The sequence below is a fragment of the Corynebacterium sp. A21 genome, from assembly GCF_052266655.1.
Classification (GTDB): domain Bacteria; phylum Actinomycetota; class Actinomycetes; order Mycobacteriales; family Mycobacteriaceae; genus Corynebacterium.
Map to the genome: position 1 here is coordinate 146,136 of NZ_JBQPQY010000002.1, position 14,345 is coordinate 160,480.

Annotated in this window: 11 protein-coding genes and 1 tRNA gene; 5 read left to right on the plus strand and 7 right to left on the minus strand. The window is 63.3% G+C overall.

The features are described from left to right. Positions 1-3 precede the first annotated feature (3 nt). On the plus strand, positions 4-915 hold the full coding sequence (locus ACTU46_RS04815) for a hypothetical protein (RefSeq protein ID WP_443379824.1): 912 nt from the start codon (positions 4-6) through the stop codon (positions 913-915). 75 nt (positions 916-990) lie between these two features. Here ACTU46_RS04815 and lysA read toward each other — a convergent pair whose 3' ends face one another. Both lysA and argS read right to left on the minus strand, forming a co-directional pair. Further along, positions 991-2,340 carry a diaminopimelate decarboxylase gene (gene lysA / locus ACTU46_RS04820; RefSeq protein WP_443379827.1) on the minus strand — a complete coding sequence of 450 codons (1,350 nt, stop codon included), beginning with the start codon at positions 2,338-2,340 and terminating at the stop codon, positions 991-993. Next, the gene (argS, locus tag ACTU46_RS04825; protein WP_443379830.1) at positions 2,341-3,993 is read right to left on the minus strand and encodes an arginine--tRNA ligase; all 1,653 of its coding nucleotides are present in this window, start codon (positions 3,991-3,993) and stop codon (positions 2,341-2,343) included. A gap of 205 nt (positions 3,994-4,198) precedes the next feature. On the opposite strand from argS, the gene ACTU46_RS04830 reads away from it, so the two are divergent. Together ACTU46_RS04830 and ACTU46_RS04835 are read left to right on the plus strand one after the other, a co-directional pair. Further along, complete coding sequence (locus ACTU46_RS04830) at positions 4,199-5,755, plus strand: alpha/beta hydrolase (protein WP_443379833.1); 1,557 nt, start codon at positions 4,199-4,201, stop codon at positions 5,753-5,755. 93 nt (positions 5,756-5,848) lie between these two features. Next, positions 5,849-5,924, plus strand: a tRNA-Arg gene (locus ACTU46_RS04835). A 269-nt stretch (positions 5,925-6,193) separates the two neighbouring features. On the opposite strand, the gene ACTU46_RS04840 is transcribed toward ACTU46_RS04835, so the two are convergent. Together ACTU46_RS04840 and ACTU46_RS04845 are read right to left on the minus strand one after the other, a co-directional pair. Next, positions 6,194-6,406 carry a PspC domain-containing protein gene (locus ACTU46_RS04840; RefSeq protein WP_443379836.1) on the minus strand — a complete coding sequence of 71 codons (213 nt, stop codon included), beginning with the start codon at positions 6,404-6,406 and terminating at the stop codon, positions 6,194-6,196. 132 nt (positions 6,407-6,538) lie between these two features. Then, a complete protein-coding gene (locus ACTU46_RS04845) occupies positions 6,539-7,030 on the minus strand; it encodes a MarR family winged helix-turn-helix transcriptional regulator (protein WP_443379839.1) in 492 nt (163 codons plus the stop codon). 257 nt (positions 7,031-7,287) lie between these two features. On the opposite strand from ACTU46_RS04845, the gene ACTU46_RS04850 reads away from it, so the two are divergent. Further along, positions 7,288-7,827, plus strand: a complete 540-nt coding sequence (locus ACTU46_RS04850; protein WP_443379842.1) for a YceI family protein — start codon at positions 7,288-7,290, stop codon at positions 7,825-7,827. A gap of 99 nt (positions 7,828-7,926) precedes the next feature. On the opposite strand, the gene ACTU46_RS04855 is transcribed toward ACTU46_RS04850, so the two are convergent. After that, positions 7,927-8,883 carry a GlxA family transcriptional regulator gene (locus ACTU46_RS04855; RefSeq protein ID WP_443379845.1) on the minus strand — a complete coding sequence of 319 codons (957 nt, stop codon included), beginning with the start codon at positions 8,881-8,883 and terminating at the stop codon, positions 7,927-7,929. Positions 8,884-8,985: 102 nt separating this feature from the next. Here ACTU46_RS04855 and ACTU46_RS04860 point away from each other — a divergent pair, with 102 nt between their 5' ends. Continuing rightward, positions 8,986-10,488 carry an acetyl-CoA hydrolase/transferase family protein gene (locus ACTU46_RS04860; RefSeq protein ID WP_443379848.1) on the plus strand — a complete coding sequence of 501 codons (1,503 nt, stop codon included), beginning with the start codon at positions 8,986-8,988 and terminating at the stop codon, positions 10,486-10,488. A gap of 70 nt (positions 10,489-10,558) precedes the next feature. Here ACTU46_RS04860 and ACTU46_RS04865 read toward each other — a convergent pair whose 3' ends face one another. Together ACTU46_RS04865 and ACTU46_RS04870 are read right to left on the minus strand one after the other, a co-directional pair. Beyond that, the gene (locus ACTU46_RS04865) at positions 10,559-13,171 is read right to left on the minus strand and encodes an AAA family ATPase (protein WP_443379851.1); all 2,613 of its coding nucleotides are present in this window, start codon (positions 13,169-13,171) and stop codon (positions 10,559-10,561) included. Positions 13,172-13,176: 5 nt separating this feature from the next. Next, positions 13,177-14,322 carry a metallophosphoesterase family protein gene (locus tag ACTU46_RS04870; RefSeq protein ID WP_443379854.1) on the minus strand — a complete coding sequence of 382 codons (1,146 nt, stop codon included), beginning with the start codon at positions 14,320-14,322 and terminating at the stop codon, positions 13,177-13,179. Positions 14,323-14,345: the final 23 nt, after the last annotated feature.

Genomic DNA, 14,345 nt, shown 5'->3' on the forward strand with positions numbered 1-14,345 from the left:
AACATGCGAACCTTCGGCAAGGTCAGCGCGGCGCTACTCAGTGCTGGGGCTCTCCTGACGCTCACGATTGCCGCCACTCCCTCAGCTACCGCCATCTCGGTGGATATCGAAGACGAGAAGTGCACCTTCGGGGTCAGTGAATCCGATGTCCTGAGCACTATCCACGCTGAGCTGGCACTCCGCCAGGCAATCTCCGATCAGGTCCACAGCAAGTATCCGGAACTCAGTGATCAGATCAGCTATCTCCAACAGCAAGTACAGTCCCGACCGCAATACGCCGCCCGGGTCCCTACCTCCGGATACCTGGGAAGGACCTACCAGGAGATCAACGACCGCGGAATCGAGAACGGTTTTCATGACGGGGAACTCCCCCAATCCATTGTTGATGCTGCTGCCATCCCTTCCCTGGAGCAGGAGATCGATTCCCGGATCATCGGGATCCCCCTGGATACCCATGGTGAATGGAATCGCTCAGATACCGAGCTCTTCCTGAATTTCCAGCCCAAAACAGCGGAAGATCTGGCGGCCTACTGGCCAGCCCGCGTCCCCGGTGCCTCGGAGAGCCTGCTGGCCCTGCAGGTTTCCGCGGCGGAAGACATCGATTATCTGGATCATCTACTTTCGGTAAATGCCGCCTACCAGGCATGCGCCTGGGGTATCGCCGGAGAGTTCCCGGTCCTGGATCTGGGTGTCAGCTACGTTCCGTCCAGCACCACAGCGGTCCCGGTACCCGTCGGATCCACCAAGGTCCTGGCGGCACCAGCACCGGATCTGGCCAGTGGTGAGGTCGCGGAGTCCCTACCTCCCCTGACCACGGAGAACCAGTGGAGCTCCAAGTCCACCTCCCTGATCACCCTGGTGATCGCGGTGTTGGTGGGCCTGATGGTCGTCTTCCTCCCCTACCGCCGCCGCTGACCCCCTGCCCCGGGGATGAAAAAAGACGGTCGCGCCGAAGCGCGACCGTCGAAAAGCTTGTTAAAAGCTCCCGGGTTATGGCTCCAACGAGAGCAGATCCTCAAGAGTCTCGCGACGGAGCATGAGCTTGGTCTGTCCGGCCCGGACCGCCACCACGGCGGGGCGGGTGAACTGGTTGTAGCGTGAGCTCATGGCGTAACAGTAGGCGCCGGTGGCGGCCAGTGCCATCAGGTCGCCGGTCCTGATGTCCGAGGGGTACTGCTGATCATGGATGAGAATGTCACCGGACTCGCAGTGGGAACCCACCACGCGGGAGGCGACCGGATCACCATCGACGAAGCGGGAGACCACGCGGGCATCGTACTCGGAACCATAGAGCGCGGGGCGGATATTATCCGACATGCCACCATCGACGGAGATGTAGCGGCGGGTGTTCTCATCATCGACATGGACGTCCTTGATGGTGCCCACCTCGTAGACGGTGACCGTCGAGGGGCCGACGATGGCGCGCCCCGGCTCCACCATGAGCTGCGGGGTCTCGATGCCCAGGGAGGTGGCGTGCTCGGCGACCTTCGCGATCAGCTCGGTGGCCACGGCCCCGACATTGAGCGGCTCCTCAGCGGCGGTGTAGGCGATGCCATAGCCGCCGCCGAGATCGAGGACGCTGATCCCGGTGACCGCCGCCGGGTCAAGCTCAGCGTGGATCTGGGAGAGCAGCCCCAGCACCCGCTCAGCGGCCAGGGAAAAGCCCTCAGCATCAAAGACCTGGGAGCCGACGTGGCAATGCAGGCCCACCAGTTTCAGGTTCTCAGCGTTGACGGCGGCCCGGGCGGCAGCGAAAGCTGAACCGGAGGCCAGGGAGAAACCGAACTTCTGGTCCTCGTGGCTGGTGGCGATGAACTCGTGCGTATGAGCCTCGATGCCGGGCTTGACGCGAATGAGCACCTCCTGGATCTTGCCCTCACGGGCGGCGATCAGATCCAGCAGCTCCAGCTCCTGCTCGGAGTCGAGCACAATGTGGGAGACCCCCTCACGAACGCAGGCACGCAGAAATTCCGGGCCCTTGTTGTTGCCGTGCGCGGTGATCCGGGAGGCGGGGAAATCGGCGGCCAGAGCAATGCGCAGCTCCCCAAGGGAAGCGATATCGAGGCTCAGCCCCTCCTCATCCACCCAGCGGGCAATGGTCTTGTTCAGGAAGGCTTTGGAGGCGTAGTGGACGTTATCGCCACCGCCGAAGGCCTTGGCCATGTCCTGGCAACGGGAACGGAAATCATCCTCGTCAACGACGAATACGGGGGTGCCGTACTCCTCGGCGATCTCGGGCAGCGGGACTCCGGCGATGGTGATCACGCCGTCCTCCTGGCGGAGGGAATTCCTCGGCCAGACGTGGGCCGGGACCTCATTGAAGTTTTGTACGGAGGTCATCTACATCCTCTCGGGGGCGGTGACACCAACCAGCCGCAGTGCGTTGGCCAGGGTCTGTCGGGTGGCGGCGGCAAGTGCGAGACGTGCCGAATGAATCGGTGCGGTCTGCTCCTCACCCTTGGGCAGGATCTGGCAATTATCGTAGAAGCGGTGGAAAACACCGGCCAGTTCTTCAGCGTAGCGGGCGACGCGGTGCGGTTCACGCAATTGCGCGGCAGCCTTGACCACGGTGGGGAATTCCCCGAGGGTGCGGAGCAGATCACCCTCACGCTCATGAGTGAGCAGCGAGAGATCCGGGTTCTCGTAGCTGACGCCCAGCTCGGCGGCCTTGCGTGCGAGGGAGCACAGTCGGGCGTGACCGTACTGGACGTAGTACACCGGGTTGTCCGAGGACTGGGAGGCCCAGAGTGCCAGGTCAATGTCCAGGGAGGAGTCCACCGAGGAGCGGATCAGGGAGTAGCGGGCGGCGTCGATACCGATCGCCTCAACGAGGTCGTCGAGGGTGATCACGGTGCCGGCGCGCTTGGACATGCGCATGGCCACGCCCTCGCGGAGCAGGTTGACCATCTGACCGATGAGCACCTCAACGCGGGCCGGGTCATAGCCCAGCGCAGCGGCGGCGGCCTTCAGCCGGGCGATGTAGCCGTGGTGGTCAGCACCGAGCATGTAGATGCACAGATCGTGCCCACGCTCGATCTTGTCCACCACATAGGCGATGTCTCCGGCGATGTAGGCGGCGTTGCCATCAGACTTGATGACCACCCGATCCTTGTCATCACCGAAGTTGGAGCTGCGCAGCCACCAGGCGCCCTCATTCTCATAGAGGTTGCCGTTGTCTTTGAGGGTCTGGATGGCACGGTCGACCGCACCGTTCTCAAACAGCGAGTTCTCATGGAAGTAGACGTCGAATTCGGTGCCGAACTCCTTCAGGGATTCCCTGATGTGATCGAACATCATGTCCACGCCGGTGGCACGGAAGGTCTCCTGCAGCTGCGCGGGCTCCTGCGAGAGCACCTCGGGATGCTTTTCGACGACCGTGGCGGCGATGTCGGCGATATAGCCGCCGCCATAACCGTCCTCCGGGGTCGGCTCGCCCTTGGCTGCAGCGACCAGGGAACGGGCGAAGCGGTCGATCTGCTCGCCGTGGTCGTTGAAGTAGTACTCGCGGGTGACTTGGGCGCCATTGGCCACGAGAATACGACCCAGGGAGTCACCCACGGCAGCCCACCGGGTACCACCGAGGTGGATCGGCCCGGTCGGGTTCGCCGAGACGAATTCCAGGTTGATCTTCTTGTCTGCATAAAGATCGGAGTGACCGAAGCTCTCCCCCGCTTCGAGGATCCTGGCCACGATTTCACCTTGCGCGGCAGCTGCCAGCCGAATGTTCAGGAAGCCCGGGCCGGCGATCTCCGCGACCTCGATGGCTTCGGACCGGCCCAGTGCCTCCGCCAGCCAGGTGGCCACCTCGCGCGGGTTCTGTCCCACCTTCTTCGCTACCTGCAGTGCCAGGTTAGTGGCATAGTCACCATGCTCCGGGTTACGGGGACGCTCAACAGTGACCTGCTCCGGGATAGTGGAGGTGTCCAGGTTACGCTCAGCGAAAACCGCGCGGGCGGTCTCCTTAATCAGGGACGATAGATCTGCAGGTGTCATGGGGGAAAAGTTTAGCCGAGGAGGTACCGATCGGCTGAACCGGGCATAGGTCAGGGGAACTCCTGTGGGATTTTTGATCAACTGGGGTTCATCCGAGGTGTGGTTCTCCGGCAAATGGGGAAAAACCCAGTTAGCATTCAGGTCATCCTCCCGACCTTCATGTTCTCCTCTGCATATTCCCGAAGATGGAAAGACCAAGCATTCTATGTCGCTGAAAAGAACTGTCCTGGCCACCATGACCGCCGCGGTGACGGGCCTGAGTGCGCTGAGCGTGACCACCATGGTCGCCGGTGCCCAGACCGCACCCGAAATCACCTGGGAAGACTGCCCGGTCCAGGTCGATGAATCAGGCGCCGAGTGCGGTCGCGTCGAGGTCCCGATGTACCACTCCGACCCCGCCGGCGCGAAGATCGACGTCGGCTTCGTCAAGGTTCCCGCCGAAGGCCAGAGCCGCGGCCTGCTCTTCGGCAACCCCGGCGGCCCCGGTGGGGACGGCTACTCCTACTTCGGCGGAACCCAGGCCGGTTTCAGCTGGCCCCAGGAGATCCGCAATGAATGGGATCGGGTGGCGGTGCAACCGCGCGGCCTGCCGGGTTCTACCCCGGTCAACTGCCCCGAGCCGAGCAACATTGACCCGGTTTCGCTCTACACCCGCTACGGGGCCATCCTGCGCGAGGCCTGCGAGCAGGGCACCCCGGGCTACACCGCCTCCATCACCACCGAAAACACCGCCGGTGACTGGGAGTGGGTCCGCCAGGCCCTGGGTGAGGAGAAGATCTCCATCATGGGCCTCTCCTACGGCACCTTCCTCGGTTCCATGTACGCCACCAAGTATCCCGAGCACACCGACAAGGTGGTGCTGGACTCCGGCATGAACCCCGAGCACGCCTGGAACGGCATCCTCGATAGCCAGGAGCAGGGCTACCTCAACACCCTGCACGAGTTCTTCAACTGGCTCGCCGCCAATAACGAGACCTATGGCATGGGCGATACCCCACTGGCCGCCTACCAGGCCTGGTCCAACAAGATCGTCGCCGAGACCGGCACCAACCCGACCGTCTCCCCACCGCCCGCCCAGGTCGGCGATATCCCGCCGGCGCTGCTCTCCTCAGGCCAGACCGGGGCCGATGTGCTGACCGCCGTGGGCCCGACCCAGGCTCAGCTGCAGAACCTGGCCAACATGATCATGCGCCCGGGCTCCAACCAGGCCTATTCGCCGACTCTGCAGGTCACCCGCCAGCTGATCCCCGCCACCTCCCAGTGGCCCTACCTGGCCTCGATCATTAACGGCTCCGAGCCGATCCCCTCGATGCAGCTCACCGAGGAACAAGCCGTGGCCATGAACACCTCCGTAATGATGCAGTCCCTGCAACTGTGCAATGAGAACCAGGTGCCCGCCAACCCCTTGGACATCCCGAACTATGTGTGGACGAACTTCGTCGTGGGCGATATCTTCAGTGCACCTTCCCTGATGTTCAGCTCGGGGGCCGCCTGTGGTGGCGCTGAGCCGGTGACCACCCCGCCGACGCTGAGTGGGGCGGGACTGGAGCACCGTCCGCTGCAGATCCAGGCCACCGGCGACCCGCAGACCCCTTACCAGCACTCCGGCCGCATGCATGAACTGATGAACAGCCACTTCGTCACCGTCCACGGCGCCGGCCACGGCCAGGTTGCGCTGGGCAACGAGGCTGTCGACCAGACTGTGGTGGAGTACCTCCGCACCGGAACCACTGAGGTCACTGACCTGCCCGGCCTGAACTGATTTTTCAGGTCCGAACATTCAGGACCCCGCGTTTAGGTCACACATCACGGTGGTGCTAACATGTCCAATGTTGTCACTCACCAGTGATGGCGGGTCTCCGTAGCTCAGTGGATAGAGCACTGGTTTCCGGTACCAAAGGTCGCACGTTCGAATCGTGTCGGGGACACCAGCAGTCAAGGCGCCGGCCACAAGCTTATAGCTTGTGGCCGGCGCCTTTTTGGGCACACATTTTTCCCTGATGAAGGGTAGGTCTCGAGGATCAGCCCAATGACCTTCGCCAGAGGGCAATTGGGCCGATCCTCGAGACCTAAACGTCAAACCCCAGGTCAGGGCCCTAACCAGCACCAGCCCTAACCATGGAAAAACCGGCCCCTGCAACAGGAGGTCCGCCAATTCCTTCAGCCAGACAGTTGCAAGAGCCGGAAAACCCGGGATCCCTTAGCGCCCGCTCATCGCCATGACGATCCAGACGGCCAGGTAGATCAGCAGCTGCGGGCCGGGCAGCACGAAGCTGGCGATGAAGAGGACACGGACCAGGGTGGGATTCCAGTCATAGGTCTGCGCGATGCCGCCGAGTACGCCGCCCACCCATTTGTCGGTGGTGGAGCGCTCAAGTCGACGCTGATGGAAGGGGACGGAGTTCATGCTCATGGTTTACCTCTCTTGGATGACTTCCTACAGTCTCCTCTTCGAGGTGTCCCGGCGCATCAGGATTAACCCTGATTACTCCCCTGATCTTCCAGGCCCCACTCCCCCGAGTAAGCCCTGGCCCCTTCCAGTGTCCTATGCCTTGGCTATCCCGTCGAAGCCCTTGGCACCGGGCACGTTATCCACGGCCACGAGAGCCTCCAGGAAACCTTCGAGGACATCGGCCTGTTCCTGGGTGAGGTGATCAAAAATGAGCCGACGCACGCTCTCCACATGATCTGGGGCGGCCGACTCGAGGCGGCGGATTCCTTCCGCGGTCAGCACGACGATCACGCCACGGGCATCCCCCTCGCAGGACTCCTTGGTCACCAGGCCGCGCTTTTCCATGCGGGTGATCTGATGGGAGGTGCGGCTGCGGTCCCAGTCGAGCACGCTGCACAGGTCGCGGAGGCGCAGGCCAGGTGCTTCACTCTCAGAGAGGGAGACCAGGACAGAGAACTCGGAGGTGGAGAGGTCATTGCCGGTCAACAGGGTTTCGTCCAGGCAGCGGTCCATCTTCCGGGAGGCTGCGAGCATCAGTCTCCAGAGCGCCTGTTCTTCATCATTGAGCCATCTGGGAGTTGTCATGGCCCCACCATATCGAATGGGAGGAAGTTTTCCTAAAGTTTAAGTGATACGTCACCCAAACGACTCCATGCAGGCCAGTGGCCCAACCAGACTCCGGAGCATTATTTATATTCACGTCACAACCTGCACATTTACTTGAATCTTCAATCAATTTCACCCAATACCTGTTGACGTGTCACCAACCTGGTGTATAGTCGATGCCAGGCCCTCCAAAAGGGGCCGAGATAACACCAACAAACTTTTACAAGGAGCACCACATGTCTAACCTGAACGGCACCTACGTCCTCGACACCGCCCACACCAACATCAACTGGGTTGCCCGCCACGCCATGGTCACCAAGGTCCGCGGCACCTTCGAAGAGTTCGAGGGCCAGTTCGTCGTAGACATGGACAACCCGGAGAACAGCTCCGCCGACGTCACCATCAAGTCCGCCTCCACCAACTCCGGCAACGCCGACCGCGACGCCCACACCCGCGGCGAGGACTTCTTCGACGTCGAGAAGTTCCCGGAGATCACCTTCACCGCCACCTCCTTCACCATCAAGAACGAGTCCGAGGGCACCGTCACCGGTGACCTGACCATCAAGGGCATCACCAAGTCCGTCGTTCTCGACGTCGAGGTTGACGGCGTGGAAGAGGATCCCTTCGGCAACGTGCGCATCGGCTTCGAGGCCAAGACCAAGATCCAGCGCAAGGACTTCGGCGTCGATTTCCAGGCTCCCCTGAAGTCCGGCGGCATGCTGGTCTCCGAGGAGATCAAGATTGAGGTTGAGGCTTCCGCCATCAAGCAGGCCTAATACCGCCTCCCTTACTCTTCACAGCGTGAGCTGACACTGCCCGGCACCACATTGGTGCCGGGCAGTTCTGCGCTTATCGACGCCGCGAAGACCACGCGCTCAGGCGCGGGTTCGCACAAAGGTCGAGCTGAATCTGCTCCGGTAGTCCGAGGGGGTGGTCTGCAGGCGGCGCTCAAAGGCGCGCCGGAGATTCTCATCAGTCCGGAAGCCGGAGTTCCGGGCCGCCGCGGTCACGGAGTGACCCTCCAGAATCAATCGCTGGGCGGTACTCAGGCGGAGACGTTCCAGCCAACGTGCCGGGGTGGTGTCCAGCTCCTCACGGAAAAGGCGGGCAAGATGGCGGGGACTCACCGCGGCACCGGTGGCCAGTTCCGCGACCGTATGGGGCCCGGTCGGGTCCTCCTCCACCAGATCCAGCACGCGCTGCAGAATCGGGCTACCTACCACCGTCGTGTTCGGCGCCCCGGCGAACTGTGACTGCCCACCGGGGCGCTGCATATAAAACACCATCTCACGGGCGATGTCCCGGGCGGCTTCCGGCCCCAGGTCCTCCTCCACCAGGGAAAGCGCCAGATCAATGCCAGCGGTGATACCCGCCGAAGACAAGAAACGTCCATCATGGACGTGGAGGGTATCGGGATCGACCCGGACCTGCGGATAACGTCGCGCCAGTTCGCGGGCATTGCGCCAGTGGGTGGTTGCCCGGCGGCCGTCGAGAAGCCCGAGCTCGGCGAGAATGAACGCCCCGGTGCACACACTGGCCACCCGGCGGGGGCCGGTGGCCAGGGTCGCGGCGGCGTCGAGAAGCGCCGGGTCCCACGTTTTCTCCGGCAAGACATCAGAGCCGGTGATGATGATGGTGTCCAGTGTGGCCGCGGCGGCGGGAGTCACCGGGCGGGTACCGGCGATGGGCAGTCCGCTGGCCGAGGTGACCTGTTCGCCGGAGGGGGAAAACACCTGCAGCTCATAGCCTGGGGCACGGCTGAGAACTTCTGCGGGGCCGGAGAGATCAAGCAATGTCGTCCCCTCGAAGACGAGGAAACCAATGCGTCTCATGTCGTATTCTGCTGGTTTCTTGGCTCAATAGACATGGCCCAAGCATATCCCCGTAGAGGAGAATGAGAGACGGAACACATCAATTTTTCGAAGGGGAAGTTTATGTCTGAAAGAATTGCCAATGCTGAACTGCGCGCCAAGGTGATGTCCGCAGAGGAGGCCGCCCAGTTCATCAACCACGGCGATATTCTCGGGATGTCCGGTTTCACCGGTGCGGCCTACCCGAAGGCGATGCCCACCGCGATCGCCGAGAAGGCCAAGGAGATCCACGGCAGAGGTGATGAATTCACCGTCGATATGCTCACCGGCGCCTCCACCGCCCCGGATTGCGATGGGGTGTTGGCCGAGGCCGACGCCATCGGGTACCGCATGCCGTACCAGTCTGACCCGGCCATGCGCGCCAAGATCAACGCCGGTGACATGAGGTACCAGGACATCCACCTCTCCCACTCCGGTCTGCAGGTCGAGCAGGGCTTCTTCGGCGAGCTCGACGTCGCCATCGTCGAGGTCGCCCGCATCACCGAGGAAGGCCACCTGATCCCCTCCTCCGGAGTGGGCAACAACCTGGAGTACCTGGATACCGCCAAAAAGATCATCATCGAGGTCAACTCCTGGCAGTCCCTCGAGCTGGAGGGCATGGCCGATGTCTACCGGCTCGCGCACCTACCCAACCGCACCCCGATCCCGATCAACAACGTCGGTGACCGCATCGGCGAGCCCTACATCCAGATCGACACCTCCAAGGTCATCGCGGTCATCGAGACCGATGCCCCGGACCGCAACTCGCCCTTCAAGCCCTTCGATGAGGTGTCCAAGCAGATCGCGGGCAACTTCCTCGACTTCCTCGAAGGCGAAGTCGCTGCCGGTCGCCTGTCCTATGACGGCTACATCATGCAGTCCGGCGTGGGCAACGTCCCCAACGCGGTGATGGCGGGTCTGCTGGACTCGAAATTTGAGAATGTCCAGGCCTACACCGAGGTGATCCAGGACGGCATGCTCGATCTCATCGACGCCGGCAAGATGACCGTGGCCTCGGCCACCTCCTTCGCACTCTCCCCGGAGTACGCGGAGAAGATGAACCGCGAGGCCAGCAAGTACCGGGAGCACCTGATCCTGCGTCCGCTGCAGATCTCCAACAGCCCCGAGGTGATCCGCCGCATGGGATTGATCTCCTCCAACGGCATGATCGAGGCCGATATCTACGGCAACATCAACTCCACCCATGTCGGTGGCACCCGCATCATGAACGGTATCGGCGGCTCCGGCGACTTTACCCGGAACGCCTTCGCTTCCACCTTCATCTCCCCCTCGGTGGCCAAGGATGGCGCGATCTCCGCCATCGTGCCCTTTGCCTCCCACACCGACCACACTGAGCACGATGCGATGGTGGTGATCACTGAATACGGTTATGCCGATCTGCGTGGTCTCTCCCCGAAGGAGCGGGTGCCCAAGATGATCGCGGTCGCCCACCCGGATTATCGCCCGCTACTCGAGGAGTACTTCGAGCGTGCCCTGTCCAAGCGTCACCTGCAGACTCCGCATGACCTGCGCACCGCCTTCGACTTCCACATCAATCTGGAGGAAAAGGGTTCGATGAAGGGCTAGTTCGAGAAGTCGTTTTTCGACGCCGCGCACAGCGCCCGGGCACCATCACAGTGCCCGGGCGCTGCAGTGACTACTCCTGGACCAACGAGAGCTGGGTCTTGAGATCCTCGATCCGGTACTCATGCTTTCCGGTGACCGACTCATAGCGCTGCGGCACGCAGGTCAGCACGAACACCTGGGAGGTGCGACCGGCCTGGCTGAACAGTGCCGCCATCCGGTCGAGTCTGCCGGGGTCGGTGGAACCGAGCGCATCATCGACGAAGACCGGCACACTCTCCTCCTGTTCCGCCACCAGCCGGGCAATGGCGAAGCGGGTCAGGATCGCCAACTGTTCCTTGGCACCACCGGACAGTGCCTCCAGCGGTACCGCCCGCTCGCCGATGCTCCGAGCGGCCACCTGCAGTTTCTCATCCAGGGTAAAGGTCACCTCCGGACCGAAAACCGTGCGGGCCAGGCTGGTCAGCTGCTCCGCGAAGGGCTGGGCGTAGCGGCTTCGGGCCTGCGCCTGATGTCGTTCCAGCACTTCCTTGAGCACGGCCGCCGCGGTGGCACGGCGTTCCACCGAGGCCAGCTTGTGCTCCGCCGCCGTCGCTGCGGACTCCGCCCGATCCAGCCGTTCATCGGCACCGGTGGACTGCTCGATATAACCGGTCAGGCGGGCGAGTTCGTGCCCGGCGCGATGGAGGCTCTCCTCCAGGCCGGCCAGCTTGGCCTGCGCACCTTCAAAGAACTGGGTGGCAAGCTCCGGGTCCGCGAGTGCCAGTTCCTGCTCCGCCTGGCTCAGACGTGCCGCCACCTGCTGGCGTTGCTCCTCGGCCTGCGTCACCGCAGTGCGCAGCTCGGATTCAGATTGTTCGGCTTCGGTGCTCTCGAGTTCGGCAGCCTTGCGCTCCACCGCTAATTCGGCGGCCTCCAGCTGGGCGAGCAGCAGGTTCAGGGCATGGAAGTGCTTCTTTTCCCGCCAGGGCTCCAGCCGGGATTCCAGCAGCTTCACGGACTCGGTGGCCTCGGACAGTGCCTGCTCCGCGGCGTCCACCGCAGCCGCCGCTGACTCGAGTTCACCGGTGGGGATCGCTGCCTCGGCGAGCTGAAGGTTCAGGGTGTCCACTTCACGGCGCAGCTGTGCCGGATCCTGCTTCTTCAGCAGGTGGGTCCGTTCCCGTTCCAGGCCGGCGGTGGTCTCAGCTACCCGGCGCGATTGCTCGCTGCGGCGGCGTACCTCGGCCACATCAGGGCAATCCAGTTCCTGCAACAAGGCATCGAGCCGATGGGTGGCTTCCGCCACGGTATCGGTGCCGGTGCTCTCCCCCGGGGTGAACTCGGCGATGAGCTCGCCGATCTTCAGGGTGGTGGTGGTGCTCAACTCAATGATCTGCGCGGTGGTTGCCACCGGTACGGCTGCGCCATCGATCTCCACCTCGGTGGGCGTGGTAGCCCGCAGGGTCAGCTTCGCGGCCAGGGAGTCCCGTACCTTCTGCTGCACGGCAAGATCCGTGCTGGCCTCCTCCACCGCCGCTACCTGGGCAGCGGTGATGGGGGTACTATCCCCCACCTCGGCCAGCTGATCATCGATCTCATCGATGCTGGCCAGCAGCTCGCTCAGCGCATCTCTGCGCTGCTCCTGGGTGAGCAGCTGAAGATCCAGCTTCGCTGCCTTCAACTCCGCGGCAGCTGCCGCTTCGGCCTCCCGTGCCACGGTCAGGTCCGCGTTCAGGGTCTCCAGGGTCTCAGCTTCCTGATTGGCTTTCCCGCTTGCGTCCTCACGGCCCTGCTCCTTGGCCTGGACATCGGCACGAAGTTCCGCCACCTCCCGGCGCAGCACCTCCCGGCGTTGCTGTTCGGCCTGTGCCCGTGCCACCTCGGCGGTGGCCCGGGCCAGGTCCTCGGTCAGTGCGGCCACCTGATCCTGGGCGTCCTCGGCCTCGAGCTTGGCAGCTTCCTTGGCCGCCAGATCCTCCCGGGCTCCCGGGCGGGCGGCCTCGGCGCGCTCGCTCTCGGCGGTCAGCCGGGCCACCGCGTCGACATGGCCGGACAGTGCCTCGACCTCGAGTCGGGCACCCTCAAGCTCAGTGTCGGCGGCCTCGGCTTCGGCCCGTGCCTTGCTCAGCTCCCCGGATTCCTTGCCCTTCGGGGTGTGGTAGCGCAGATATTCGCGCTCAACGGCGGAGTTCAGGGCGGTGTCCTCGGCGCCGGAGTTCTCGCGTTGGCCATCCAGGGCCTGGGCGAGGGTGGGAATACCCACGGCCTCAATCGCGGCGTCGACAGTGCCCTGGCGCATGAACAGCGTGGCCAGCAGCTGCTCATCGGTGTGCTGCGCCAGAATCTCAGCCAGCCGGTCCTCGGCCTGATCACCCGTGAGATTCTCGGTGCGCGGGGCCAGGATATCGAGGGTGGCGGACTTCTTGCGGTTGTACTGCTTGGTGATGCGCAGGCTCACCTCCCCCACGGTGAGTTTCAGGGACACCGTGGAGGGCACATCCCGACCCACCGGTTGAATAGCCTTGACCACTTGGGCGCTGGAGCGGTGCTTGATGTTGAGGACGGTGTCAATGGCCTCCATGATGGTGGATTTGCCCTGCTCATTGTCACCGGCGATGACGATGACCCCGGTATCCGGGAGCTCCCGGAGTTCCAGGTGTCCGATGGCCTTGAAATTGTCGATGATGATCTCGTGGATGCGCATGGTCTTCAGGCCCCCTGGCTCAGCCGGAAGAGCAGGTTCAGGGCGTCGCGGGCTTCCGGTTCCTCGCGTCTCTCCACCAGTTCCGTCAGTGCCGCCGCCGCGTAGCCGGAAATGCCGAGGTCAGCGAGCTCATCCTCGCCGGGTTCCAGGTGCAGGTCCATGAGGCGGGTGCGTTCATAGAGCGCGGCGAAAGCGGGGCGCAGGCGGTCCACTCCCGCCGCCAGCAGTCGGTGATCCACCAGCCCCAGGGTGCCGCGCAGGGCGTATTTGATCACGGTGGTGGATTTCTCCGGATACGCCTCAAGTCGTCCGAGAAACTCCTGCACATCCGAGGTGGAGGTCAGATCCGCATCAAGGGCGTGGAAGGTCCACTGCCCCACCTCGACTTCCGAGACCGCCACTTCCCCGGCCGCCACCGACACCACCAACACCTTGCCGGAGTTGAGTTCACCGCCCTCCACACCCGGGGTCAGATCATGGAAGTCGGTGGTTTCCGGCGCACCGGAGAACCAGACCTTTCCACTGCTGCCCACCGGTTGGGCGGAGTGGGTATCCCCCAACGCCAGATAATCAATGACCCCCTCGCTCAGCTTCTGCTCCACGAAGGCCAGGTCAATCAGATCCGGCTTGGCCTCGGTGGCGCGGGAGAACGCCTGTCCATGGCCCACCGCAATACGCACCCCCTCAAAAGGGTCCAGCGGTTCCAGGGCCTGGCGGACCAGGTCAGTGGTGGCATAACGGCTCTTCAGCGGGGCGCCGAGCACCTGCACACCAGGGGAAACCTCCACCGGGGTGGCATCGCCCAGCAGATGCACCCCTTCGATCCCGCTGGTCCGGTAGAAGATCGAGTCCGCGACCAGTGGATCGTGGTTGCCGGGCAACAGGTAGACCGGCACGGGCAGCTGCTTGAGCGCCTCCACCGCCCGCGAGGTGGTCTGGGCGCTCAGCGAATTCGCCTCAAAGACATCGCCGGCCACCACAATGAACTCACAATCATGGACAAGCGCGACCTCACCGATGCGGTTGATCGCCCTGATCCGGGCGTCATTGAACCTGGCTTGGGCATCAGCGTCCAGGAAGGAGCGGGTCATGCCGATCTGCAGGTCAGAGGTGTGCAGGAACTTCAGGGCCTTCACATTCACGGGATTCATGTCCTTAAGTTCTATCAGCGGCG

Coding starts and splice junctions, on each gene's coding strand:
- ACTU46_RS04815 (WP_443379824.1), top strand. CDS start 4: ATGCGAACCTTCGGCAAGGTCAGCGCGGCGCTACTCAGTGCTGGGGCT.
- lysA (WP_443379827.1), bottom strand. CDS start 2,340: ATGACCTCCGTACAAAACTTCAATGAGGTCCCGGCCCACGTCTGGCCG.
- argS (WP_443379830.1), bottom strand. CDS start 3,993: ATGACACCTGCAGATCTATCGTCCCTGATTAAGGAGACCGCCCGCGCG.
- ACTU46_RS04830 (WP_443379833.1), top strand. CDS start 4,199: ATGTCGCTGAAAAGAACTGTCCTGGCCACCATGACCGCCGCGGTGACG.
- ACTU46_RS04840 (WP_443379836.1), bottom strand. CDS start 6,406: ATGAGCATGAACTCCGTCCCCTTCCATCAGCGTCGACTTGAGCGCTCC.
- ACTU46_RS04845 (WP_443379839.1), bottom strand. CDS start 7,030: ATGACAACTCCCAGATGGCTCAATGATGAAGAACAGGCGCTCTGGAGA.
- ACTU46_RS04850 (WP_443379842.1), top strand. CDS start 7,288: ATGTCTAACCTGAACGGCACCTACGTCCTCGACACCGCCCACACCAAC.
- ACTU46_RS04855 (WP_443379845.1), bottom strand. CDS start 8,883: ATGAGACGCATTGGTTTCCTCGTCTTCGAGGGGACGACATTGCTTGAT.
- ACTU46_RS04860 (WP_443379848.1), top strand. CDS start 8,986: ATGTCTGAAAGAATTGCCAATGCTGAACTGCGCGCCAAGGTGATGTCC.
- ACTU46_RS04865 (WP_443379851.1), bottom strand. CDS start 13,171: ATGCGCATCCACGAGATCATCATCGACAATTTCAAGGCCATCGGACAC.
- ACTU46_RS04870 (WP_443379854.1), bottom strand. CDS start 14,322: ATGAATCCCGTGAATGTGAAGGCCCTGAAGTTCCTGCACACCTCTGAC.